The organism is Streptomyces sp. NPDC001828, assembly GCF_042892175.1.
Classification (GTDB): domain Bacteria; phylum Actinomycetota; class Actinomycetes; order Streptomycetales; family Streptomycetaceae; genus Streptomyces.
Genome location: NZ_JBIATV010000005.1, coordinates 1 through 23584, shown reverse-complemented (window position 1 = coordinate 23584; position 23584 = coordinate 1). Strand labels below are relative to the sequence as shown.

17 protein-coding genes are annotated in these 23584 nt (G+C 71.7%); 10 read left to right on the top strand and 7 right to left on the bottom strand.

What is annotated here, in order from left to right; genetic code table 11:
* Positions 1 to 134: 134 nt before the first annotated feature.
* Positions 135 to 671 carry a GNAT family N-acetyltransferase gene (locus tag ACFYZA_RS16470; RefSeq protein ID WP_382581760.1) on the bottom strand — a complete coding sequence of 179 codons (537 nt, stop codon included), beginning with the start codon at positions 669 to 671 and terminating at the stop codon, positions 135 to 137.
* A gap of 147 nt (positions 672 to 818) precedes the next feature.
* On the opposite strand from ACFYZA_RS16470, the gene ACFYZA_RS16465 reads away from it, so the two are divergent.
* Positions 819 to 1817, top strand: coding sequence for an RNA polymerase sigma factor RpoD/SigA (locus ACFYZA_RS16465; RefSeq protein WP_382581757.1), 999 nt, complete (start codon positions 819 to 821; stop codon positions 1815 to 1817).
* A gap of 126 nt (positions 1818 to 1943) precedes the next feature.
* On the opposite strand, the gene ACFYZA_RS16460 is transcribed toward ACFYZA_RS16465, so the two are convergent.
* Positions 1944 to 2927 (bottom strand): helix-turn-helix transcriptional regulator, encoded by a 984-nt coding sequence (locus ACFYZA_RS16460; protein ID WP_382581753.1) that lies wholly within the window; start codon positions 2925 to 2927, stop codon positions 1944 to 1946.
* A 64-nt stretch (positions 2928 to 2991) separates the two neighbouring features.
* Between ACFYZA_RS16460 and ACFYZA_RS16455 the strand changes: the two genes are divergently transcribed.
* From ACFYZA_RS16455 to ACFYZA_RS16435, 5 genes are all read left to right on the top strand, one after another.
* On the top strand, positions 2992 to 4518 hold the full coding sequence (locus ACFYZA_RS16455; RefSeq protein WP_382581750.1) for an MFS transporter: 1527 nt from the start codon (positions 2992 to 2994) through the stop codon (positions 4516 to 4518).
* Positions 4519 to 5185: 667 nt separating this feature from the next.
* Positions 5186 to 5947 carry a DeoR/GlpR family DNA-binding transcription regulator gene (locus ACFYZA_RS16450; RefSeq protein ID WP_382581747.1) on the top strand — a complete coding sequence of 254 codons (762 nt, stop codon included), beginning with the start codon at positions 5186 to 5188 and terminating at the stop codon, positions 5945 to 5947.
* Positions 5944 to 6894, top strand: a complete 951-nt coding sequence (pfkB, locus tag ACFYZA_RS16445; protein WP_382581744.1) for a 1-phosphofructokinase — start codon at positions 5944 to 5946, stop codon at positions 6892 to 6894. Before ACFYZA_RS16450 ends, pfkB begins: the two co-directional genes overlap by 4 nt.
* Before the next feature lie 37 nt (positions 6895 to 6931).
* Positions 6932 to 8968, top strand: a complete 2037-nt coding sequence (locus ACFYZA_RS16440; RefSeq protein ID WP_388491049.1) for a fructose-specific PTS transporter subunit EIIC — start codon at positions 6932 to 6934, stop codon at positions 8966 to 8968.
* A 160-nt stretch (positions 8969 to 9128) separates the two neighbouring features.
* Positions 9129 to 9383: a hypothetical protein gene (locus ACFYZA_RS16435; RefSeq protein ID WP_382581738.1), complete on the top strand. Its 255-nt coding sequence runs from the start codon at positions 9129 to 9131 to the stop codon at positions 9381 to 9383.
* 49 nt (positions 9384 to 9432) lie between these two features.
* Here the strand turns inward: ACFYZA_RS16435 and ACFYZA_RS16430 are convergent, their stop codons facing one another.
* From ACFYZA_RS16430 to ACFYZA_RS16410, 5 genes are all read right to left on the bottom strand, one after another.
* The gene (locus ACFYZA_RS16430) at positions 9433 to 10320 is read right to left on the bottom strand and encodes a DUF6227 family protein (RefSeq protein ID WP_382581735.1); all 888 of its coding nucleotides are present in this window, start codon (positions 10318 to 10320) and stop codon (positions 9433 to 9435) included.
* A gap of 157 nt (positions 10321 to 10477) precedes the next feature.
* Complete coding sequence (locus tag ACFYZA_RS16425) at positions 10478 to 11785, bottom strand: Ig-like domain-containing protein (protein WP_382581732.1); 1308 nt, start codon at positions 11783 to 11785, stop codon at positions 10478 to 10480.
* Positions 11786 to 11897: 112 nt separating this feature from the next.
* Positions 11898 to 12950: a P1 family peptidase gene (locus ACFYZA_RS16420; RefSeq protein WP_388491046.1), complete on the bottom strand. Its 1053-nt coding sequence runs from the start codon at positions 12948 to 12950 to the stop codon at positions 11898 to 11900.
* Between the two features lie 153 nt (positions 12951 to 13103).
* Positions 13104 to 14276 (bottom strand): low temperature requirement protein A, encoded by a 1173-nt coding sequence (locus tag ACFYZA_RS16415; protein ID WP_382581726.1) that lies wholly within the window; start codon positions 14274 to 14276, stop codon positions 13104 to 13106.
* A 29-nt stretch (positions 14277 to 14305) separates the two neighbouring features.
* Entirely contained in the window at positions 14306 to 14977 is a 672-nt protein-coding gene (locus tag ACFYZA_RS16410; protein WP_388491042.1) for a sirohydrochlorin chelatase, read from the bottom strand.
* Positions 14978 to 15512: 535 nt separating this feature from the next.
* Here ACFYZA_RS16410 and ACFYZA_RS16405 point away from each other — a divergent pair.
* From ACFYZA_RS16405 to pflB, 4 genes are all read left to right on the top strand, one after another.
* Positions 15513 to 16259: a DUF1838 family protein gene (locus tag ACFYZA_RS16405; RefSeq protein WP_388491039.1), complete on the top strand. Its 747-nt coding sequence runs from the start codon at positions 15513 to 15515 to the stop codon at positions 16257 to 16259.
* 185 nt (positions 16260 to 16444) lie between these two features.
* A complete protein-coding gene (gene nirB, locus ACFYZA_RS16400) occupies positions 16445 to 19210 on the top strand; it encodes a nitrite reductase large subunit NirB (protein ID WP_388491036.1) in 2766 nt (921 codons plus the stop codon).
* Positions 19211 to 19422: 212 nt separating this feature from the next.
* Positions 19423 to 20853, top strand: a complete 1431-nt coding sequence (locus tag ACFYZA_RS16395; RefSeq protein ID WP_382599413.1) for a NarK family nitrate/nitrite MFS transporter — start codon at positions 19423 to 19425, stop codon at positions 20851 to 20853.
* Positions 20854 to 21183: 330 nt separating this feature from the next.
* Positions 21184 to 23454 carry a formate C-acetyltransferase gene (gene pflB / locus ACFYZA_RS16390; RefSeq protein WP_388491032.1) on the top strand — a complete coding sequence of 757 codons (2271 nt, stop codon included), beginning with the start codon at positions 21184 to 21186 and terminating at the stop codon, positions 23452 to 23454.
* Positions 23455 to 23584: the final 130 nt, after the last annotated feature.

The following is a 23584-nucleotide window of genomic DNA, read 5'->3' as shown; positions in this document are numbered from 1 at the left end:
GGGTGAGGAAGGGTGAGGACGGGGGGAGAGCGGGGTGAGGACGGGGTGAGGTGAACGGGGGCGCGGCTCAAGGGGGTTGAGCCCCTGGCGCGCGCCCGGGGTGCGTGTCCCGGAGGGGGCCCCGCCGGGTGGCCTCAGTGCTCCCCGAGCTCCTTCTCGTACCAGGCCACGTCCCAGTAGCGGCCGAACTTGCGGCCCACCTCGCGGTAGGTGCCGACGTGCGCGAAGCCGAAACGCTCGTGCAGGCGGACCGAGGCCTCGTTCGGCAGCGCGATCCCGGCGTAGGCGCGGTGCACGTCCTCGGTGGCCAGGGCCGCGAAGAGGGAGCGGTACAGGAGGCTGCCCACGCCCCGGCCGGTCGCCCCGGGCGCGCAGTACACGCTGACCTCCACGGAGGTCGCGTACGCGGGCTTCGCCCGGAAGGGGCCGCTCGTCGCGTACCCCAGGACGCCCTCCTGTCCGACAAATCGGTCATCGTGAGCAACCAGAAGGCGGTGCGGGCCGTCTTCAGGATGGGAGTGCAGCCACGGACGGCGCTGTTCAGTGGTGAAGGGGGCCGTGTCGAATGTGATGGCGGTCTCACGGATGAAGTGGTTGTAAAGATCCGTGAGAGCTCCCAGATCGCCCTCCACACCCGCTCTGACCTGCACCTCTGTACGTTCCTGCGGCACCTGTCCCCCTCCCGTGGCGGCACAGGGTACTGCATGATCACGAAAATCGATGGGCGGGACGGGAATTCTGTCCGGATTCCAGCCGTTGTTTCCATCGGATGCAGGGCACCCGGGAGGGTGTCGCGACCACTCAGTAAGGGAGCACGCATGGCAACCCGCGCCGTCGCCCGCCGACAGTCCGCCACCGGCGGTTCAGAGTCGGGAAGCAGGGTCCGCGCAGTCAGCGGTGAGATCGCCGACCGCGACCTGGTCGGTATGTACCTCGACGAAATCGCGCGTACGCCGCTGCTCGATGCCGCCAAGGAGGTCGAGCTCTCGCAGACCATCGAGGCCGGTGTGTACGCACGCCAGATCCTCGACGGTGAGGTGGAGAGCAAGGCGGCAGGAGCTTCGCGCGAGGAGCTGGAGGCGCTGTACGCCGCCGGTGAGCGCGCCAAGGACCTGTTCATCCGATCCAACCTCCGCCTGGTCGTAGCCGTCGCCCGGCGGTACCCGAGGGCCGGCCTGCCGCTCCTCGACCTCATCCAGGAGGGCAACGCGGGCCTGGTGCGCGCGGTCGAGAAGTTCGACTACGCCAAGGGCTTCAAGTTCTCCACGTACGCCACCTGGTGGATCCGCCAGGCCATCACCCGCTCCATCGCCGACCAGTCCCGCACCATCCGGCTGCCCGTGCACCTCGTGGAGGAGCTGGGCCGCATCCGCCGGGTCCAGCGCGAGTTCAACCGGGAGAACGGGCGGGACCCCGAGCACACGGAGATCGCCGCCGAGCTGGGCTCCACGCCCGAGCGCGTCGGTGACGTCCTGGACTGGGCGCGCGACCCGGTCTCGCTCAACATGCCGGTCGACGACCAGGGCGAGACCCAGTTCGGCGACCTCCTGGAGGACACCTCCGCCGTCTCGCCCGAGCAGTCCGTGCTGACACTGCTGCGCAGCGAGGAACTCGACGACCTGATCGGCAAGCTCGACCAGCGCACCGCCTCGATCATCAAGATGCGCTACGGCATCGACGACGGCCGTGAGCGTACGCTGACAGAGGTGGGCAAGGAACACGGTCTGACCCGCGAGAGGATTCGCCAGATCGAGAAGCACGCCTTGCTCGAACTGAAGAAGATGGCCCGTGACACGGGCTTCGACGCGGCGGCCTAGGCCCCGCCCCCAAGACGAGCTCCGGCACCCTCCCCCCCCTGGTGCTGGGGCTCCCGGCCCCGGCACCTTCCCCCCCTGGTGTCGGGGCCCCTCCCCTTTCCGGGCCCCGCGCACGGGCCCCGCGCCTCACTCCCCGGGGCCGCCCGCCGTGGCCCGGGTCAGGCGCTCGCCCAGCTCGTGCAGATAGCCCGTCATCGCGGGCGGCCCGTTCACGGTGAACTCGCAGTCGACCAGGGCCAGGCGCAGCGCCACCCACTCCAGGGAGTCCGTGCACGAGGTGCGCAGCCGGCAGCGCCCGGCGTCCAACGGCTCGGGGGCGCCGAGCGTGGCGGGCAGGCGGGCGGTCACGAAGTCGGCCGGCGCCTCGAAGGTGACGTCCACGTCCAGCACGGGCTGCAGGCGGTTCATCGAGTTGCGCACGAACTCCGCCGCGTTCGCCTCGGGCAGCTCCCGCGGCGCGAAGCGGGCGCCGGTCGCGAACGGCTCGGCGACCCGGTCGACCCGGAACGTACGCCAGTCGCCGCGCTCCACGTCGTACGCCACCAGGTACCAGCGGCGGCCCGTCGACACCAGGCGGTACGGCTCGACCAGGCGCTTGGTGGCGGTGCCGTCACCCGACACATAGCCGAAGCGCAGCCGCTCCTCGCCGGTGACGGCGGCGGCGAGCGTGGTCAGGGTGCGCGGGTCCACCGTGGCGCCGTCGCCGCGCCAGGGCCCGGCCAGCGGCATCGTCGCCGCCTGGAGGCTCGCGACGCGATGGCGCAGACGCGAGGGCAGGACCTGCTCCAGCTTGGCCAGGGCCCGCACCGAGGCCTCGTCCACGCCGTCCACCGCGTGGCCCGCGCCGGCCCGCAGGCCCACCGCGATCGCCACCGCCTCCTCGTCGTCCAGGACCAGCGGGGGCATCGCCTTGCCCGCGACGAGCCGGTAGCCGCCGTCCGCGCCACGGGCCGCCTGGACGGGATAGCCGAGCTCGCGCAGCCGGTCGATGTCGCGCCGCACCGTGCGCCGGGAGACCCCGAGCCGGTCGGCGAGCTCGCCGCCGGGCCACTCGCGCGGGGTCTGGAGCAGGGAGAGCAGTTGCAGCAGCCGTGCCGGGGTGTCGGTCATGTCCTCCAGGATGCCCGGCCAAAGAGGACACACCTTGTCCTATAGGGGGTCTAACTTTCTTCCCATGACCTCCACAGCGACCAGCAGCACCCCAGAGACCGCGGCGAGCGCCGCAGCGGACCGCCGCCGGTGGTTCGCCCTGGCCATCGTGATGACCGCGGCCTTCATGGACCTGGTCGACGTCACCATCGTCAACATCGCCATCCCCTCCATCCAGAAGGACACCGGGGCGAGCTTCTCCTCGATCCAGTGGATAACCGCCGGCTACGCGCTCGCGTTCGCCGCGGGCCTGATCACCGGCGGCCGCCTCGGCGACATCCACGGCCGCAAGAAGCTCTTCCTGCTCGGCATCGGCGGCTTCACGCTCGCCTCCGCGCTGTGCGGCTTCGCCGCCAACCCCGAGATGCTGGTCGCCTCCCGCATCCTGCAGGGCGCGATGGCGGCCATGATGGTGCCGCAGGTCCTCTCGATCGTCCACGCCACCTTCCCCGCCCACGAGCGCGGCAAGGTGTTCGGCCTGTTCGGCGCGGTCGTGGGCCTCGGCGCGGTCTCCGGGCCGCTGCTCGGCGCGCTGCTCACCGAGTGGAACCTGTTCGGTCTGGAATGGCGCCCGATCTTCCTGATCAACCTGCCGGTCGGCATCGCCGGTCTGATCCTCGGCACCAAGTTCATCAGCGAGTCCAAGGCGCCCCGGGCCCTCAAGCTCGACCTCGTCGGCGTGGTCCTGGTGACCCTCGGCCTGCTCATGCTGCTCTACCCGCTGACCCGGGGCCGCGAGCTGGGCTGGCCGCTGTGGGGCTACCTCTCGATGGCCGGCAGCGTCGTGGTCTTCGCCGGTCTGATCGCGTACGAGCGGATGAAGGCGCGGCGGGACGGCTCCCCGCTCATCGAGCTGTCGCTGTTCAAGGTCAAGAGCTTCGCGGCGGGCATTGCCGTGCAGGCCACCTTCGGAGTCGGCCTCGGCATCTTCTTCCTGGTGTGGACGCTGTACATGCAGATAGGCCTCGGCTGGAGCGCCCTGCGCGCGGGCCTGACCGGGGTGCCGTTCTCGATCGCGGTGTCGGTGGCGGCCGGCCTGTCCGTGCAGAAGCTCGTCCCGCGCTTCGGCCGCAAGGTCCTCCAGGCGGGCGCCCTGACGATGGTGGCCGGGCTCCTGATCTACATCTGGGAGGCCGACCACTACGGCATGGCCATCGCCTCCTGGCAGATGGCGCTGCCGCTGGTCGTGATGGGCCTCGGCATGGGCCTCATCGTCGCCCCGCTCACCGACGCGGTGCTCTCCGAGGTCCCCAAGGAGCACTCGGGTTCGGCCTCCGGCCTGATCAACACCGTGCAGCAGATGGGCAACGCGCTCGGGCTCGGCCTGGTGTCGGTCGTCTTCTTCGGCTCGATCGGCGACGGCCTGGTGCCGCCGCAGCTCAACCAGGCGTTCGTGGACGGCTTCGAGCACTCGCTCTGGTACGTGGCGGGGGTGCTGGCGGTGATCTTCGTGGTGATGTTCGCGTTGCCGGCGAGGCCGCGGCAGCATGTCGAGGGCGGGATCGATGAGGCCGAGCTGCTCGACCTCACGAAGTCGGCTCAGCCGGTCTGATCCGCTCGCGTGTGATGGCCCCGTACCTTCCGAGGTGCGGGGCCATCGGTTTGCCCGGGGGGCGGGTGCGGGTGCGGGTGCCGGTGCCGGGTGCGGGTGGGGTGCTCCCCGGGGGCTTGGCCCCGGGCCCCGGTTCGTGCGGGGGCTTGGCCCCGGGCCCCGGTTCGTCGGCTGCGGGCCGTGCGTGGCTGGTCGCGCAGTTCCCCGCGCCCCTAACCCCTCTTTCGGCCTCGCGCCGTGCGTGGTTGCTCGCGCGGTTCCTCGTGCCCCTGACCGGCTTTCGGGTGCGGGCCGTGGGTGGCTGGTCGCGCAGTTCCCCGCGCCCCCAACCCCCTTTCGTCTGCGGGCCCTGGTCGCTTCTCGCGCAGTTCCTCGCGCCCCTGGCGGCGCCGGTGGCATGGGCATCCTCAGCCCGTCATGGGGGTCCCCCCTGGCCCTTAAGGCCTTGGGGGAGTTTGAGGACGAGCGCCCTTCAGGCGCGGGCGGGGTTCGGGGCGCAGCCCCGAGGGGGGCCGGGTCGTCGGGCCCGGGTCGGGGGGCTCCCCGGGGGCGGGACCTAAGCCCGTTTGTGTCCGGGTGGTGCCCGAATTGGTTTACGTGAGGCTGAGGCGGTCGTACTCTGGGCGTGTAACCACCGGTTCGGGTAGGGAAACGGACGTAACCAGACATGTATGCACCGGAGCGCCAGCAGGAGATCCTGCGGATCGCGCGGGAGAGCGGACGCGTCGACGTGCTCTCGCTCGCCGAGACGTTCCAGGTCACCGCCGAGACCGTACGGCGCGACCTGAAGGCCCTCGACCGGGCCGGCCTGGTCCGTCGGGTGCACGGTGGGGCCATCCCGGCCGGGCGGCTCGACTTCGAGCCCGACCTCGCCGAGCGGGAGTCGACCGCCGCCGACGAGAAGGACCGCATCGCCCACGCCGCGCTCGCCGAACTGCCCGCCGAGGGCAGCGTCATCCTCGACGCCGGATCGACCATCGCGCGCCTGGCCGCCGAGCTCCCCCTGGACAGCGGGCTGACCCTCGTCACCCACGCCCTGCCCGTCGCCGCGCGGCTCGCCGACCACCCCTCCATCGACCTCCACCTCGTCGGCGGCCGGGTCCGCCACCGCACCCGGGCCGCAGTGGACGCCTGGGCGCTGCGCGCCTACGGCGAGATCCGCGCCGACGTCGTCTTCCTCGGCACCAACGGGTTCTCCGCCACCCACGGCCTGACCACCCCCGACCTCGCCGAGGCCGCCGTCAAGCGGGCCGCGATCGGGGCCGCCCGGCGCGTGGTGGTGCTCGCCGACTCCGCCAAGCACGGCCAGGAGCACTTCGCCCGCTTCGCCGGCATGGCCGACGTGGACCTCCTCATCACCGACAGCGGGCTCGCGCCCGACGACATCGCCGCCATCGAGGCCGCCGGCACGGACGTGATCACCGTATGAACATCCTCACCGTCACCCCCAACCCCAGCCTGGACCGCACCTACGAGGTCCCCGGCCTCCAGCGCGGCGAAGTGCTGCGCGCCACCGGTGAACGCGTGGACCCCGGCGGCAAGGGCGTCAACGTCTCGCGTGCCGTCGCCGCCGCCGGACACCGCACGGTCGCCGTCATGCCGCTCGGCGGCGCCCCCGGCGCCCTGGTCGCCGAACTGCTCGGCGCCGAAGGCATCGAGGTCGCGCCCGTGCCCGTCGCCGGGCACACCCGCTCCAACATCTCCGTCGCCGAACCCGACGGAACCCTCACGAAGATCAACGCGCCGGGGCCCGAACTGAGCGCCGCCGAGAGCGAGTTGCTGCTCGACGCCGTGCGCGAGCACTCCGGCCGCGCCGACTGGATCGCCTGCTGCGGCAGCCTTCCGCGCGGCCTCGCGCCCCAGTGGTACGCCGACCTCGTGGCCCGCGCGCACGCCGCCGGGGCCAAGGTCGCCCTCGACACCTCCGGGCCCTCCCTCATCGCCGCGCTGCGCGAGCGCCCCGACGTGGTCAAGCCGAACGCCGAGGAGCTCGCCCAGGCCGTCGGCCGCCCCCTCGCCACCGTCGGCGACGCGGTCAAGGCGGCCGAGGAAGTACGGGAGTTGGGGGCCGGCGCCGTCCTCGCCAGCCTCGGCGCCGACGGCCAGCTCCTGGTCACCGCCTCCGGCACCTACTTCGCCTCCGCGCCGGTGGCGACCGTACGCAGCAACGTGGGAGCCGGTGACGCCTCGCTCGCCGGGTTCCTCGCGGCCGGCGGCGAAGGACCCGGCGCGCTCGCCGCCGCCGTCGCCCACGGGGCCGCCGCCGTCCAGCTCCCCGGCAGCGTGATGCCCGCCCCCGGCGACCTCGACCCGGCATCCGTCACCGTCACCGACGCCGTACCGCTGGACCGCCCCCTGACGGAACCGGCGCCATGACCCCCGCCCGCACTCACCGCCCGCAAAGGAGCCCGCGATGAGCCAGATGATCAGCGCGGAACTGGTCGACCTCGAACTCGACCTGGCCGCCGACTCCAAGGAAGCCGCCGCCCGTTCGCTCGCCGAGCGGATGGTCGCGCTCGGCCGCGTCACCGACCTCGACGGCTTCCTCGCCGACGTGGCGGCCCGCGAGGCCCAGATGCCCACCGGCCTCGACGGCGGCATCGGCATCCCGCACTGCCGCAGCGCCCATGTCACCGAGCCGACGCTGGCCTTCGGGCGCAGCGCCACCGGAATCGACTTCGGGGCGCCGGACGGCCCGGCCGACCTGATCTTCCTCATCGCGGCCCCGGCGGGCGCCGACGACGCCCACCTCTCCATCCTGTCCAGCCTGGCCCGCCAGCTGATGGACGCCGACTTCACCGCGGCGCTGCGCGCGGCGACGACGGCCGGCGAGGCGGCGGCACTCATCGGGGGCGAGGAGACGGACACCCAGGCCGAGGCCCCGCGTACGGCACCGGAACCCACGTCGGCCCCCGGGCCGCAGGCACCCGCCGGAGCGACCCCCGCTGCCGCCCCCGCCGGGGCGGACCGGCCCTTCCGGATCGTGGCCGTCACCTCCTGCCCCACCGGCATCGCCCACACCTACATGGCGGCCGAGTCCCTGGAGCGGGCCGGGCGCGCCGAGGGCGTGGAGGTCAGCGTCGAGACGCAGGGCTCGTCCGGGTTCACCCGGCTCGACCCGGACGTCATCGCGGCGGCCGACGGCGTGATCTTCGCGCACGACGTGCCCGTACGCGACAAGGAGCGCTTCGCCGGGAAGGCCACGGTCGACGTCGGCGTGAAGGCGGGCGTCAACCGGCCCGCCGAACTGATCGCCGAGGTGCGCGACAAGGCCGCACGCGGCGAGATCACCGAGGCCGGCGCCAAGCCGTCCCCCGTGGAGGCGGCGGGCGAGCCGGGCGAGGGCTACGGCACCAAGCTGCGCAAGTGGCTGATGTCCGGCGTCAGTTACATGGTCCCGTTCGTCGCGGCGGGCGGACTGCTCATCGCCCTCGGCTTCGCACTCGGCGGCTACAAGGTCAGTGAAGCGCCCTCCGTCATGGACCACTTCCTGTGGACCGACACCGGCAGCTGGGCCGCGCTGCTCTTCCAGGTCGGCGGGGTCGCGTTCAAGTTCCTCGTCCCGGTCCTGGCCGGCTACATCGCCTACGGAATGGCCGACCGGCCCGGTCTGGTGCCCGGCTTCGTCGGCGGCGCCATCGCCCTCGACATCAAGGCGGGCTTCCTCGGCGGCCTCGCGGCCGGTCTGATCGCGGGCGCCGTGGTCATGGCGATCCAGAAGGTCAAGATCCCCGCCTCGCTGCGCGGCATCATGCCGGTGGTGGTGATCCCGCTGATCTCCTCGGCGGTGGTCGGCTTCCTGATGTTCCTCGTCATAGGCGAGCCGATCTCCAAGCTCCAGTCCGCGCTGACCAGTTGGCTCAACGGGCTCAACGGCGCCAACGTGATCGTCCTCGGCGTGATCCTGGGCCTGATGATGTGCTTCGACCTGGGCGGCCCGCTCAACAAGGTGGCCTACACCTTCGCGATCGGCGGCCTCGCCGACGGCACCGACGGCAGCTTCAAGGTGATGGCGGCCGTGATGGCCGCGGGCATGGTCCCGCCGCTGGCGATGGCCCTGGCCACGACCGTACGGGGGCGCCTGTTCACCCGCACCGAACGCGAGAACGGCAAAGCCGCCTGGGTGCTCGGGGCATCCTTCGTCACCGAAGGCGCGATCCCGTTCGCCGCGGCCGACCCGCTGCGGGTCATCCCCTCCGCGATGGCGGGCGGCGCGGTCACCGGCGCCCTGTCGATGGCCTTCGGCTGCACCCTGAGGGCTCCGCACGGCGGCATCTTCGTGGTCCCGCTGATCGGCAACGCGCTGCTCTACCTGCTCGCCATCGCGGCCGGCACGGCGGTGAGCGCGGGCCTGGTCGTCCTCCTCAAGGGGCTGCGCAAGCAGCAGCCGGAGCCGGAGAGCGCGGCCGTCGAGCCCGCCGACGACCGCGAGGTGGCGGTGGCCGCCTGAGACCCGGCCCTCCCGCACCCTCCCGCGCCCTCCCGCACGAGACGCCCGGCCCCCGTGGGCCGGGCGTCTTCGCCTGTCATGACGTGACATGTACCACTTGAGGACCAAAGTCCCGCCACCCCCTGCCGCAAGTCCCGGCCGGTGTTGTCTACTGGGGCGCGTGGCTCAGAACATCACGATCATTCAGCAGATAGGCCTTTCCGTCCTCGCTGCGGCGAGTGTCGCCTGGGTCGTCGGACTGGTCCGCATCCTGCGCCGGGAGCGCGCCGACCGGGCCGAGTGGCACGCGCTGCGGGCGCTGCGCGCGGTGGGCCGGCAGGCCGGGCCGCCCGCCCAGGAGGCGGTGGCCCTCACCGAGGCCGAGCGGGACGCCTTCGCGGGGCTGATCCGCCAGCTCGACCCGCGCAGCTCCTGACCGTCCCCCGCGCCGCTCCCCGGCCCCGCGCCCAGGACTCGCGCGGGGCTCAACTCACGTGTGCGCGGCGCTCCATGGCGGCCCGGGCGGCCTGTTCGGTGGCGTACACCTCGCACATGTGGCGGCCGTCCGGCGTCGCCGTGTGCTCGACCTCCCACAGGCTCAGCTCGCCGCCGTCGAGCAGTCGGAAGGCGTGCTCGTACAGCGTGAACGCGGCGTCACGGCCGCCCGTGCGGCAGTGCCGGCCGAAGGCCTGGGTGATGCGGTGCCCGTGCGCGGCCCGCAGCCGCAACGCCGTGCGCTCGTCGGGCCGGTCCGGGTTCTCGGCGCGGCGCAGCAGCCGGCGGGCGTGGTCCGCCGAGTCGTCGTGGGCGTACGGGGCGCGGCCGGACGGCGGTGCGGTGCGGTCCCGGCCGACGACGGCGTCGGGGCCGAGTCCGGCCTCCCAGCAGTCGCCCAAGCCCTCGACGTCCTGGGGGTGCTCGTGGCCGCCGAGCCCGAGCCCGAGCCCGATGCCGTTCAACTCGGCCACCAGGGCGTCCAGTTCGTCGTCCGCGCCGGTGGCGGGGAGCGCCCTGCGGCGCAGCCGGGCCGCGGCCAGGCGGGCGTCGTCCTCGGACGCGTAGACCTCGTGGGTGTACTCGCGGCCGTCGTGATGGGTCAGCTCCCACAGGGTGACGGTGGTGCCGTCCAGGAGCAGATAGCAGTGCCGGTAGGTCTCGCGGCTCAGGCGGTGGCCGGCTTCGCCCGCCGCCGAGGTGTGCAGCGAGGAATGGAGCGACGTGGTGTGCGCCATCGCGAGGGCGAGGCGTTCGACGAGCTCGTCCGGCAGATCGAAGGAGTTCAGGGCCCGCCCCAGAAGCGCGGCCAGCTGATCCTGGGCCGATTCCTCACGGGGGCCGCGCTCGCCGTCGAGCGGGTGGGGCACATGGAGCACCAAGGCTTCTCCTGGCCGTCGCTGTTGGTCACGTAGAAGGTGCTCAACGTAGCCCCTGAGGGCGATTCGCGCAGCGGGCATGGCCGAAACTTTTCCGGCCGGCAGCCCACATATGGGTTACCGGCCGGTGAAGTTCCTTCTGAGGAAGGGGAGTTGGTCAGGAGGCGCTGTCCGCCGTCCACTGCGCCCACGACAGGTTCCAGCCGTTGAGGCCGTTGTCCGGGGAGATGGTCTTGTCCGGGGACCCCTTCACCACGACCACGTCACCGATGATGCTGTGGTCGAACATCCACTTGGCCGAGGTGTCCCCGGCGGCGCCCTTCACGTCCCTCATGCCGACGCAGCCGTGGCTGGTGCCCTCGTTGCCGAACACCGAGGGGTCGCCCCAGTAGTTGCCGTGGATGAAGGTGCCGGAGGTGGACAGGCGCATCGCGTGCGGCACGTCCTTGATGTCGTACTCACCGCCGAAGCCCACGCTGTCGCCGTTCATCCGGGTCTGCGTGAACTTCTCCGAGATCACCATCTGCCCGTTGTACGTGGGGTGTTCGGCGCTTCCGGTGGAGACCGGGATCGTCTTGACGGTCTTGCCGTCCTGCTGGACGGTCATCTCCTGCGTCTTCACGTCGACGGTGGAGACCTGGTTGCGGCCGATGGTGAAGGTGACGTTCTTCTTCTGCACGCCGTAGACGCCCTTGGCGCCCTCGACCTTGTCCAGGTCGATCTTCATCGTCACCTTCGACCCGGCCTTCCAGTACTGCTCCGGGCGGAAGTCCAGGCGCTGCGAGTTGAACCAGTGCCCGACGACCTGCTGCCCGCTGCTGCTGGTGACCGTGATGTGGGAGAGGACGTCCTTCTTGTTGGTGATCGCCTTGTTGAAGTTGAACGACACCGGCATGCCGACGCCGACCGTGGAGCCGTCGTCGGGGGTGTAGGTGCCGATGAAGCTGTCCTTGGCCGAGACGGTGGTGAACTGCGAGTTCTCCGTCGCGGCCCGGCCCTTGTCGTCCTTGCCGTTCGCGGCGATCTTGTACTGGGTGCCGCGCTCGACCTTGCCGGTCGGCTTCCAGGACAGCCCGTCGGCGGCGAGCGTGCCGGGCACGGCCTTGCCGCCCTGTGCCTCGGTCATCGTCACGTCGGAGAGCTTGCCGCCCTCCGCCGTGACGGTGACGTCGTTGATGGAGGCGTTGGTGGAGCCGTCCTTCGCCGAGATGGTGATCTTCAGCGTGGAGGCGTCCTTGGCGGCCGAGGCGTCGGCGCCCTTGCCGCTCTGGCCGCCCTTGCCGTCGTCGTTGGCCTTGGCGTCACCGCCGCAGGCGGTCAGCGCGAGCGCGCCGACCAGCAGGCCGGCCGCTCCCGCGACGAGGCGGACACGACGCCGGGCGAACGGACGCGCGGTGCGCGGGGTGCTGAACTGCTGAGGCTGCGCTGCGTTGTCCGACGCCGGCGGTGTCACGGGCTGCTCCATGTATGCGTGATGTACTGCGAAATGAATCCAGTACGGGCATAGAGAACCCCAATGGGCCAACTGGTTGCGACATTGAATTGTGACGGCGATCACAATCGAGGTTTTTGGGCCCTCAACTCCCGTACAGATCCCTATAAGAGGGGAATGTCCCCCCGGGTCCCTCGATGCTTTCGGCGGCCCGCACGCCCCTCACGATCGCCCGCGCGACGACGTCCGCCCCGGCGGCGAGCACGTGGTTCAGCTCCAGGGCGCCGAGCGCGGCGTCCCCGGAGTCGCCGTGCTCCCCGGAGGCCAGGGCGAACACGGTGTCGCCGTCGTGCATCAGATGGACGGGCCGCAGGGCGCGGGCCAGGCCGTCGTGCGCGGTCCCGGCGAGCTTCTGCGCCTGCGGCCGGCTCAGCGGGGCGTCGGTGACGACGACGGCGAGCGTGGTGTTGAGCGGCGGCAGCCCCATCCGCTCGCGCGAGCGGGCGATCTCCTCCTGGGCAGCCAAGTGCACCCTGGGGGAGGGGAGTTGAAGATCGCCCTCACCGTACTCGCCGTACTCGCCGTAGAGCACCCCGGTGTGCGGGTCGACCGCCGAGCCGAAGGCGTTGACGACGGCCAGCGCCGCGACCGTCGCCCCCGAGGCGAGCCGGACGCTCGCCGTGCCGACGCCGCCCTTGACACCGCCGACGACCGCGCCGGTCCCGGCGCCCACATTGCCCTCGGCGACCTCGGTCCCGGCGGCCCCGGCCGCCTCGGCGGCGGCCCGGCCCACGGACGCGTCGGGCCTGGCCCGCCAGTCGCCGCCGCGCCCCAGGTCGAACACGCAGGCCGCGGGCACGACGGGCACCACCTGGTGCGGCTCGGGCCCCACGCGTACCCCGCGCCCCCGCTCCTCCAGCCAGGCCATCACGCCGGTTGCCGCGTCCAGCCCGAACGCGCTGCCGCCGGTCAGGACCACCGCGTCGATCCGCTCGACGACGTTCCTCGGATCGAGCGCGTCGGTCTCCCGGGTGCCGGGGCCGCCCCCACGCACCTCGACGGCGGCGACGGCGCCGCCGGGCGGGGCCAGCACGACGGTCGTACCGCTCAGCGCGCCGGGCCCGGCGACGGCCGCGTGCCCGACGCGGAAGCCGGGCACGTCGGTGAGGGAGTTGTTCGTGGGTGCGGGGTTCGTCATGGGGCCATCCCTACCCCGCCGCGGCCCCCGATGCCGGCGGTGCGGGGCCGGGCCATGCCTTGAGCCCGGTTACGAAGGACGCCCGGGCGGCGGGGGTGGTGGTCACGGTGGGGCCGGCTCTCCGCCCGGCCGCCCGTTTGGCGTCCGCCGCTTTCAGGGCCGGGCGGTGGCGGGCCCCGGGGTTTCGGGACGGGCGCGGTTCAGGGTCCAGCCGACCGCGACCGTCAGGGCGGAGACGGCCCCGGCCAGCGGCACCGCCGTGTGGCCCGCGAACGTGCACGCCAGGATCGCCAACGCCGAGATGGGCAACACCAGTTGCTGGGCCGTGCCGCGCTTGAAGTGGCGGGAGTGCAGGAGCCACACCGTCAGGAGGAACAGGGCCGCCGGGACCGTCACGGCGGCCGCGCCCGCGTTCGCCGAGATGTGGGCCTTGCCGACCGTCTGCTCGATCGCCACCTCCATGCCCGCGCCGATCGCCGCCGCCGACGCGAGCACCACGAAGTGGCCGTAACCCCACGCGAAAGCCTGCCGGTTGGAGGTGAGGTGGTTGTGGATGGGGACCGCGAAATAGATCCACCACGCCGCGAACACGATGAGCAGGCCGCCCGCCGCGAGCGGCAGCAGGTCGCCGAGTTCGTCGTGCTCGTCCAGCGCCTCCTGTACGGCGATGGTGGCCGCCGACACCGTCTCGCCGAGCACGATCAGGGTGAACAGGCCGTACCGCTCGGCGATGTGGTGCGGATGCCAGCTCGTGGAGTAGTCGCGTTCGGCGACCAACGGCACGCTCAGCTCGGCGAGCGCCAGCAGGGGGAACAGCCAGGTGCGCGCCGAGTCCGGTACGAACAGCATGACCACCCAGCCGACTTGGCACACCACGAGCCCGGCCGCGTACCGCAGACATGCCCGGCGCTCGGCCGGGTCCCGGCAGCTGTACGCGGCCCGCAGCCACTGGCTGGTCAGCGCGAGCCGCATCACGATGTACCCGATGACGCCGATCGTGAAGTCACCGTCGTCGAAGGCGCGCGGCACGCCCGCCGCGAGGATCAGGACGCCGGTGATCTGGACGAGGGTCACCACCCGGTACAGGGCGTCGTCGGTGTCGTAGGCGGAGGCGAACCACGAGAAGTTCATCCACGCCCACCAGATCGCGAAGAACACGGCGGCGTACCCGGCCAGGCCCGTGCCCACGTGGCCCTCGGCCAGGGCGTGGACCAGGCGGGCGCCCGCCTGGGCGACGGCGACGACGAAACACAGGTCGAAGAACAGTTCTAGCGGGGTCGAGGCGCGGTGGTCCTCGTGGCGGCTGCGTGCGGTCATGCGGGGCATGCGCACAGCACACCAGACGGGCCGGTGCGCTAGGCGGCCAACACTTCCGGGCGTACGGATTCGTACCGGTTCAGCACAAGGCGCGCGAGCAGGGGGTGGTCGGCGACCGGCGCCGACACGGCGTGCACGCCGGGGGTCGTGGCGCGGAGCTCTTCGAGCGCGCTGGTGAAGCGGCCGGGGGCCAGCAGGTGGGTGGCGATCGTGATCCGCCGGAAGCCGGCGCGCTGGAGCTGTTCGACGCGGTCGCGGACGCTGGGGCGGGCGGCGGAGCAGTACGCGTCGAGTACGGGGATGTCGGGGTGGGCGGCGCTCAACTCCCTTGCCACGGCCCGGGTTCCGGCATTTCCGTGCGGGCGGGTGGAGCCCGCTCCCGCGACGACGATCGCGTCGCCGGGGCCGCCGGCCGCGAGCAGCCGGTCGTGCACGGCGCGGGCCACGTCCGGCTCGCCCGCGAGCCCGGCGGTGACCGTGCAGTGGAAGCGGCGGGCGACGGCGGGTACGTCCACGCGGCGGTGGTAGCCCTCGCCGAGGAGCAGCGGCACGACCACGGCTCCGGGGTTCTTCGCCAGGACGTCGGCGAGGGAGGGGCGCTGCACGTCCAGGTGCGCGATCAGGGCGGGGCGGCCCAGGGCCTGGGCGAGCCGGCCGATGGTGGCGCCCGCGCCGGGGGCGGAGCTGCCGTGTACGGCGATCACTAGCATCGCGGGCCTCCCGGGGGGTGGGGGTGCGGGGTTGCGGGTGCTGGTGCTGGGTGCCGGGGTGGTGTCGTGGCACCCCGGCGTCTTCACGCTAGCGCGGGGTGGGGTTGGGTGGGGCCCGCCAAAGTCCCCTGGTGGGGGGCCTTTGGGCTCGGCGCCCTGGGGCTTGGCTCCCTGGGGCTCCGCCCCAGACCCCGGGAGTCGCCCCGCCCCGCCCCTTCCCGCAACCCTCCGGGGGTTGAAGGGACCCTGGGGGCTCCGCCCCCAGACCCCCGTTCGCGCCTGAAGGGCGCTCGTCCTCAAACGCCGGACGGGCTGAGGATGCCTGTGCGGGCCAGCACCGAGGCATTCGGGGTCACCTACAGGGGCGCGGGGAACTGCGCGAACGGCCACGTGCGACGGACGGACGAAAACGGGGTTCAGGGGCGCGGGGAACCGCGCGGAACGGGGTCTGGGGGCGGAGCCACGGCAGCCGCCGGTCCGTGGCCGGAGGGGGCTGGGGGTTCCCCGGGGTGGGGGAGCCGCGCAGAGTAGGGGGATGACCACACCCGTGCAGCAGCTCCGAGACCTCGCCCGCACCCGCGCCTCCCTCGACGGCGAGGAGGTCACCTACTGGTGGTCCGGAGACGTGTACTCCTGGGCGCCCGACGAGCCCTACCAGCGGCTCTTCGGGTTCGAGGGGGTCAACGTCGCCCGCCTCGTCGAGGATGAGGAGAACGGCCCGGACGCGTACCAACTCCTCACCCGCGAGGCCGCGTTCTACCTCGACCCCGCCACCCGCGAGATCCTGGACACCTGGCAGGACCTGCCGGTGCTGCACATCTGGAACGACCCGGCCAACCAGCGCTGGCGCCCCTTCCCCGTGCCGACGACCCAGCTCGGCGGGCAGGTCTGCTTCAGCCTGGAGATCCCGCTCGCCTACCCCTCGCCGCTGCCCGTCGCCCAGTACCCGCTGCACTCGGCCGGCGACACCTACAAGGCCCTGGAGCTCTTCCAGTTCTTCGCCGACCGCGCCGACCTCGCGGGCGACGCGCCCAGCGTCCCGGCCACCATGTCCTGGACCCGGATGTCGCCGTGGCTGCCCTGGATGGCGCGCGGCCAGCGGCCCGGCGGGCTCACCTACCACTGCCGGGGCCGCAAGCTCGGCTCGTACGACGAGGTGCCCGAGCGCACCCGGGCCCACATCGCCGAGCACCACCCCGAGTACGCGCACGCCCCGGAGAAGTGGAGCGAGCCCAACGAGACCAGCTGGACCTACTTCCGCAAGCTCAACCCGCCCGCCTGAAGCGTCGCCCACGGCGGGTCCAACTGCCCGCCCCGGGGGGCCACAAGGCCCTGGCGACGAGGGCTTTTTCGGGGGCCCGGGCGGGCGCGGGCGGTCTAGCGTCGAAGGGGTAGACCGCCCAGTCCCCGTCGAGTGGACCTCCAGCGCCCTCGAAGAGGCGGGCCCCGAGCCCCCGGAGCGAAGCCATGGCGCAGCCCGCGCAGAACCTCGTGCTGATCGGCCACGGCATGGTCGGCCACCGGCTCCTGGAAGCCCTCGCCGAGCGCGGGGCCCTCGCCCTGCCCGGCGGCCCCGGCCTGCACGTCACCGTACTCGCTGAGGAGGACGTCCCCGCCTACGACCGCGTCCACCTCTCGTCGGCCTTCACCGGCGCGACCTCCGACCAACTCGCCCTGTGCGACGGCGAGTTCATGGAGCGATACGGCATCGACCTAAGGCTCGGCGACCCCGCCGAGGTCATCGACCCGGCCGCCCGCACGGTCACCACCACCTCCGGCACCGTCGTCCCCTACGACGCGCTCGTCCTGGCCACCGGCTCCTACCCCTTCGTGCCGCCCATCCCCGGCGCGGACGCCACCGGCTGCTTCACCTACCGCACCCTCTACGACGTCGAACAGCTCACCCGGTACGCCCAGGACGGCGGCGCCCGCACCGGCGTCGTCATCGGCGGCGGACTGCTCGGCCTGGAAGCCGCCGGCGCGCTGCGCACCCTCGGCCTCCAGACCCACGTCGTCGAATTCGCGCCCCGTCTCATGCCGCTCCAGGTCGACGACGGCGGCGCCGCCGCCCTGCGCACCACCATCGAGTCCATGGGCGTCGCCGTGCACACCGGCGTCGGCGCCCACGAGGTCGAGCTCGACGACACCGGCCGGGTGCGCGAGCTGCGGCTCAGCGACGGCCGCCGCATTGGCGCCGACGTCGTGGTGTTCTCCGCCGGGGTACGCCCCCGCGACCGCCTCGCCCGCGAGTGCGGGCTCGCCGTCGGCGACCGGGGCGGGGTCGCCGTCGACGCGCACTGCCGCACCACCGACCCGTACATCTACGCCATCGGCGAGTGCGCCCAGACCGTCGACGGCCGCGTCTACGGCCTGGTCGCGCCCGGATACCAGATGGCCGAGGCCGTCGCCGAGCGCCTCGCGGGCGGCACCGGCCTCACCTTCACCGGCGCCGACACCTCCACCAAGCTCAAGCTGATGGGCGCCGACGTCGCCTCCTTCGGCGACCCCTTCGCCGCCTCCGGGAGCGGCGCCGTCGAGGTGCTCTTCTCCGACGGCCGCGAGGGCGTCTACAAGAAGCTGCTGCTCGCCCCCGACGGCCGCCTCCTCGGCGGCATCCTGGTCGGCGACGCTGCGGCGTACGGCTCGCTCCAGCCGCACACCGGCCGTCAACTCCCGGGCCCCGCATCGGCGTTCATCGCCCCGGCCGGCGGCGAGGCGCCGGGCGCCGACGCGCTGCCCGACGACGCCGTCGTCTGCTCCTGCCACAACGTCACCAAGGGCCGGGTGCGCGACGCCGTCGCCGAACACGGGCTCACCGACATCGGCGGCGTCAAGCGGTGCACCAAGGCCGGGACCGGCTGCGGCGGCTGCATCGGATCGCTCCAGGCCGTCCTCGACGCCGAACTCGCCGCCGCCGGCGTCGTGAAGGCGCACGGCCTGTGCGAACACTTCGCCCTGTCCCGTTCCGAGATCTACGCCGTCATCAAGGACGAACACATCCGTTCCTTCACTGAGTTGATGGAGCGTCATGGAAAGGGTGGGGAGGGCTGCGCTGTCTGCAAGCCCGTTGTCGGCAACGTACTTGGCACCCTCGCCCCCGAACTCGGCATCGGACACGTCCTCGACGGCGAGCAGGCCACCCTCCAGGACTCCAACGACCTCTTCCTCGCGAACCTCCAGAAGGACGGCACCTACTCCGTCATCCCGCGCGTCCCCGGCGGCGAAGTCACCCCCGAGCAGGTCATCGCGCTCGGCGAGGTCGCCCGTGACTACGGCCTCTACACCAAGATCACCGGCGCTCAGCGGATCGGCCTCTTCGGCGCCCGCGCCGACCAGCTCCCCGACATCTGGCGCCGCCTCGGCACGGCCGGCTTCGAGTCCGGGCAGGCGTACGGGAAGTCGCTGCGGGCCGTCAAGTCCTGTGTGGGCGCCCGGTTCTGCCGCTTCGGCCAGGGTGACTCCATCCAGCTCGCCATCGACCTGGAGAACCGCTACCGGGGCCTGCGCACCCCGCACAAGTTCAAGGGCGGCGTCTCCGGCTGCCTGCGCGAATGCGCCGAAGCGCGCGGCAAGGACATCGGCGTCATCGCCACCGCCGGAGGGTGGAACCTGTACGTCTGCGGCAACGGCGGCGCCCAGCCCCGCCACGCCGACCTGCTCGCCTCCGACCTGTCCACCGCCGACCTCTTCAAGACCGTCGACCGGTTCCTCATGTACTACGCGCGCACCGCCGAACGCCTGGAGCGCACCGCCGCCTGGATCGAGCGCATCGACGGCGGCCTGGACCACCTCAAGGACGTCCTCCTGGGCGACTCGCTCGGCATCTGCGCCGAGCTCGAAGCCCAGATGGACCGCCATGTCGCCGCCTACCGCGACGAATGGGGCGCCGTCCTCGCCGACCCCGCCGCCCTCGACCGCTTCGGCCACGTCGACTTCGGCGCCCACGAGGAACTGGAACCCGGCCGGGGCCGCCCCGCCAAGCTCCCCGACGGCAGCGAGGCCGCCCTGTTCAAATCCCCCACGGGGCAGGTGTACGCGGTCTCCAACCGCGATCCGTTCTCCGGTGCCGACGTCATCGCGGGCGGCATCATGGGCAGCCGCGACGGCGTCCCCGTCGTCGCCTCGCCCATGCACAAGCAGGAGTTCGACCTGCGCACCGGCCAGTGCCTCGACGACCCGGACGTCCGCCTCCCCGTCGTCGACCTCGCCGACGTCCCCGCGACCCGGTTCTAGCGGTCCGGGGGAACCGGCCGGGCGGTACGCGCGCGGCCTGCGGCGACCGGCCGGGTGGTACGCGCGCGGCCTGCGGCGACCGGCCGGGTCGTACGGCGGCGACGGTGGGGACCTAGGGCCGCCCGCAGTCATGGCGTTCGCCTCTCACCCCGGGGGCGAGCGCGGCGCAACCTGGATATGTCAGGACTCGTCTCAACCCCCTGGGAAGCACCATGAGTTCCGCGCTCCAGCCGTCCACCCGGCACGATGCCGGCCCCGACGCCACAGTCCCGTACGACCCGGAGAACTACCGTCCCGGCCGCACCATCACCGAATGGGAGCCGGAGAACGAGGTCTTCTGGCGCTCGGTCGGCCGCAAGGTGGCCACCCGGAACCTGTGGATCGCCGTCCCCGCCCTGCTCGTCGCCTTCGTGGTCTGGCAGGTCTGGTCCGTCACCGCGACCAACCTCAAGGACGTCGGCTTCACCTTCTCCACCTCCCAGCTGTTCTGGCTCACCGCCATACCGGGCCTGACCGGCGGCACCGCCCGCATCCTCTACACCTTCCTCGGCCCGATGATCGGCCAGCGCCGCTTCACCGCGCTGTCGACGGTGATCCTGATCGTGCCGCTGATCTGGCTCGGCATCGCCATCCAGAACACCTCGACCCCGTACGGCGTCATGGTGATCATCGCCGCGCTCTGCGGCATCGGCGGCGCCAACTTCGCCTCCTCGCTCGCCAACATCGGCTTCTTCTTCCCGAAGAAGGAGAAGGGCAACGCCACCGGCATCAACGGCGGCCTCGGCAACCTCGGCGTCTCCGTCGTCCAGCTCCTGACGCCGATCGTCATCACCTTCTCGACCATCGCGATCGGCACCGCCCAGCACAAGAAGGACGGCACTCCGGTCTACCTGCAGAACGCCGCGTTCCTGTGGGTCCCGGTCCTGATCGTCCTCGCCCTGATCGCCTGGTTCGGCCAGAACGACCTCAAGGTCGCCTCCACCCCCTTCAGCCGCCAGAAGGTCATCTTCAAGCGCAAGCACAACTGGCTGATGACCTGGCTGTACGTCGGCACCTTCGGCTCCTTCATCGGCTTCGCCGCCGCCCTGCCGCTGCTGATCAAGACCACGTTCCCGGCCTACTCCGTCGCCACCTACGCCTGGATGGGCCCCGCGCTCGGCGCACTGGCCCGCTGGGCCGGCGGCTGGATCGCCGACAAGCTCGGCGGCGCGAAGGTCACCATCATCTCGTTCGTCGGCATGGCGCTCTCGATCATCGGCGTCATCAACTTCCTTCCGGCGGGCGGCGATTCGGGCAACTTCTACGGCTTCTTCGGCTGCTTCCTCGCCGCGTTCTTCTTCTCCGGAGTGGGCAACGGCTCCACCTTCCGGCAGATCCCGGTGATCTTCCGCAACCAGCACCTGAAGGGCCTGACCGAGGGCACCCCCGAGTACGCCAAGGCGCTCAAGCAGTCCGAGATGGAGGCGGGCGCGGTCACCGGCTTCACCTCCGCGATCGCCGCGTACGGCTTCTTCTTCATCCCGGCGATGTTCGCCAACTTCGCGGTGACGAGCGCGATGTGGGGCTTCGTCGCCTTCTACGTCAGCTGCATCGTGGTCGCCTGGTGGTTCTACGCCCGCAAGGGCGCGGAGGCGCCCAGCTAGGCCGCAGATCATGGAGGAAGGAGGCCCGCACGTTCTGTGCGGGCCTCCTTCGCATTTCCACCGGGGCCGGGGCCGGGGCGGCGATTCGGCGGTGCGAAATTCTTGTGAATGCGTTCACAAGCGAACTAGGGGCCAAAGTCCCGACCGAATGCGCAGGTCAAGGGCACTGTCAAGAAAAGGAGGAGGGAAAGAACGGGGCTTTCGGCCCGGATCTGGTGACCTCTGCCGCCGCAATTGATCGATCAAAAGGAGTGGAATGGAAGCAGTCGAAGAGCTACCGCTCAACGACGAAGAAGGACACGTCAACGGCGATTCGGAAGGGTGCCCGCCATGACCGCGACCCCCGCAGAGGCAACGAAGAACGGCGCAGCCTGGGACGGCTTCAAGGGTGGACTGTGGCGCGACGCCATCGACGTCCGCGACTTCGTCCAGCAGAACTACACCCCCTACGAAGGCGACGCCGACTTCCTCGCCGGCCCCTCCGAACGCACCACCGCCGTCTGGAACAAGCTCCTGTCGATGTTCCCCCAGGAGATCGAGCAGGGCATCTACGACGTGGACGTGAAGACCCCGTCCCGCATCGACGCCTTCAAGCCCGGCTACATCGACGGCACCCCCGCCGACCACAACGACCTCATCGTCGGCCTCCAGACCGACGGCGCCCTCAAGCGCGCCATCATGCCCAACGGCGGCTGGCGCATGGTCGAAGGCGCCCTCAACGCCTACGGCTACGAAGCCGACCCCGACGTCCGCGACGTCTACACCCACCTCCGCAAGACCCACAACGAAGGCGTCTTCGACGCCTACACCCCCGAAATCCGCGCCTGCCGCTCCTCCGGCATCATCACCGGCCTCCCCGACGCCTACGGCCGCGGCCGCATCATCGGCGACTACCGCCGCGTCGCCCTCTACGGCGTCGACCGCCTCATCGCCGCCAAGGAAGCCGACAAGGCCCGCCTCGGCGAAGAATGGGCCACCGAACACGTCATCCGCGACCGCGAGGAAATCTCCGAGCAGATCAAGGCCCTCGGCGAACTCAAGGCCATGGCCCAGTCCTACGGCTACGACATCTCCGGCCCCGCCACCACCGGCCGCGAAGCCGTCCAGTGGCTGTACTTCGCCTACCTCGCCGCCGTGAAGGAGCAGAACGGCGCGGCCATGTCGATCGGCCGCATCGACAACTTCCTCGACATCTACCTCCAGCGCGACATCGACGCCGGCCTCATCACCGAGGAGCAGGCCCAGGAGTTCATCGACGACTTCGTCATCAAGCTCCGCATCGTCCGCTTCCTGCGCACCCCCGAATACAACGAGCTGTACTCCGGCGACCCCACCTGGGTCACCTGGTCCATGGCCGGCATCGGCGAGGACGGCCGCCCCCTCGTCTCCCGCACCACCTTCCGCGCCCTGCAGACCCTCTACAACCTCGGCCCCGCCCCCGAGCCCAACCTCACCGTCTTCTGGGACAGCGAACTCCCCGTCGGATTCAAGGAGTTCGCGTCCAAGGTCGCCATCGACACCTCGGCCATCCAGTTCGAGTCCGACGCGCTCATGCGGCCCAAGTACGGCGACGACACCGCCATCGCCTGCTGCGTCTCCGCCATGGCCGTCGGCAAGCAGATGCAGTTCTTCGGCGCCCGCGTCAACGTCGCCAAGGCCCTGCTCTACGCCATCAACGGCGGCCGCGACGAGAAGAGCGGCAAGCTCGTCGTCGAAGGCTTCACCCCCATCGAGGGCGACCACCTCGACTACGAGACCGTCGCCCGGCAGTACGACGCGATGCTGGACTGGCTGGCCAAGACGTACGTCCACGCCCTCAACGTCATCCACTACATGCACGACAAGTACGCCTACGAGCGCATCGAGATGGCGCTCCACGACCAGCAGATCCTGCGCACCATGGCCTGCGGTATCGCGGGGCTCTCGGTCGCCGCCGACTCGCTGTCCGCCATCAAGCACGCCAAGGTCAAGGTCGTCCGCGACGAGACCGGCCTCGCCGTCGACTACGAGATCGAGGGCGACTACCCCGCCTACGGCAACAACGACGACCGCGCCGACGAGATCGCCACCCGGATCGTGCACGACTTCATGGAGAAGGTGCGCAAGCACCCCACCTACCGCGACGCCGTCCACACCCAGTCCGTGCTGACCATCACGTCCAACGTCGTCTACGGCAAGAAGACCGGCAACACCCCCGACGGCCGCCGCGCGGGCACCCCGTTCGCCCCCGGCGCCAACCCCATGAACGGGCGCGACCAGCACGGCTACATCGCCTCCGCGCTCTCCGTCGCCAAGCTGCCCTACGACGACGCCGAAGACGGCATCTCGCTCACCAACACCATCACCCCCGACGCCCTCGGCCGCACCCCGCGCGAGCGCATCGACAACCTGTCCGGCGTCCTCGACGGCTTCATGGCGAGCAACGGCTTCCACATGAACGTCAACGTCCTCGACAAGACCACCCTCGAAGACGCCATGCGCCACCCGGAGAACTACCCCCAGCTGACCATCCGGGTCTCCGGCTACGCGGTCAACTTCGTCCGCCTCACCCGCGAACAGCAACTGGACGTCATCAACCGGACGTTCCACGGGGGGCTTTGAGGGGTTGGGCGGGGGTGGGGGGGTGGGGGGGGGGGGGCCCCCGGGCGCGCGCGCGGGGGGGGGGGGGGGCCCGGGGCCGGGGGGGGGGGGGGGCGCGCCCCGCCGGGGCGGCCGGGGCGGGGGGCGGGCG

Coding starts and splice junctions, on each gene's coding strand:
- ACFYZA_RS16440 (WP_388491049.1), top strand. CDS start 6,932: ATGAGCCAGATGATCAGCGCGGAACTGGTCGACCTCGAACTCGACCTG.
- ACFYZA_RS16460 (WP_382581753.1), bottom strand. CDS start 2,927: ATGACCGACACCCCGGCACGGCTGCTGCAACTGCTCTCCCTGCTCCAG.
- ACFYZA_RS16395 (WP_382599413.1), top strand. CDS start 19,423: ATGAGTTCCGCGCTCCAGCCGTCCACCCGGCACGATGCCGGCCCCGAC.
- pflB (WP_388491032.1), top strand. CDS start 21,184: ATGACCGCGACCCCCGCAGAGGCAACGAAGAACGGCGCAGCCTGGGAC.
- pfkB (WP_382581744.1), top strand. CDS start 5,944: ATGAACATCCTCACCGTCACCCCCAACCCCAGCCTGGACCGCACCTAC.
- ACFYZA_RS16410 (WP_388491042.1), bottom strand. CDS start 14,977: ATGCTAGTGATCGCCGTACACGGCAGCTCCGCCCCCGGCGCGGGCGCC.
- ACFYZA_RS16415 (WP_382581726.1), bottom strand. CDS start 14,276: ATGCCCCGCATGACCGCACGCAGCCGCCACGAGGACCACCGCGCCTCG.
- ACFYZA_RS16420 (WP_388491046.1), bottom strand. CDS start 12,950: ATGACGAACCCCGCACCCACGAACAACTCCCTCACCGACGTGCCCGGC.
- ACFYZA_RS16405 (WP_388491039.1), top strand. CDS start 15,513: ATGACCACACCCGTGCAGCAGCTCCGAGACCTCGCCCGCACCCGCGCC.
- nirB (WP_388491036.1), top strand. CDS start 16,445: ATGGCGCAGCCCGCGCAGAACCTCGTGCTGATCGGCCACGGCATGGTC.
- ACFYZA_RS16450 (WP_382581747.1), top strand. CDS start 5,186: ATGTATGCACCGGAGCGCCAGCAGGAGATCCTGCGGATCGCGCGGGAG.
- ACFYZA_RS16455 (WP_382581750.1), top strand. CDS start 2,992: ATGACCTCCACAGCGACCAGCAGCACCCCAGAGACCGCGGCGAGCGCC.
- ACFYZA_RS16465 (WP_382581757.1), top strand. CDS start 819: ATGGCAACCCGCGCCGTCGCCCGCCGACAGTCCGCCACCGGCGGTTCA.
- ACFYZA_RS16425 (WP_382581732.1), bottom strand. CDS start 11,785: ATGGAGCAGCCCGTGACACCGCCGGCGTCGGACAACGCAGCGCAGCCT.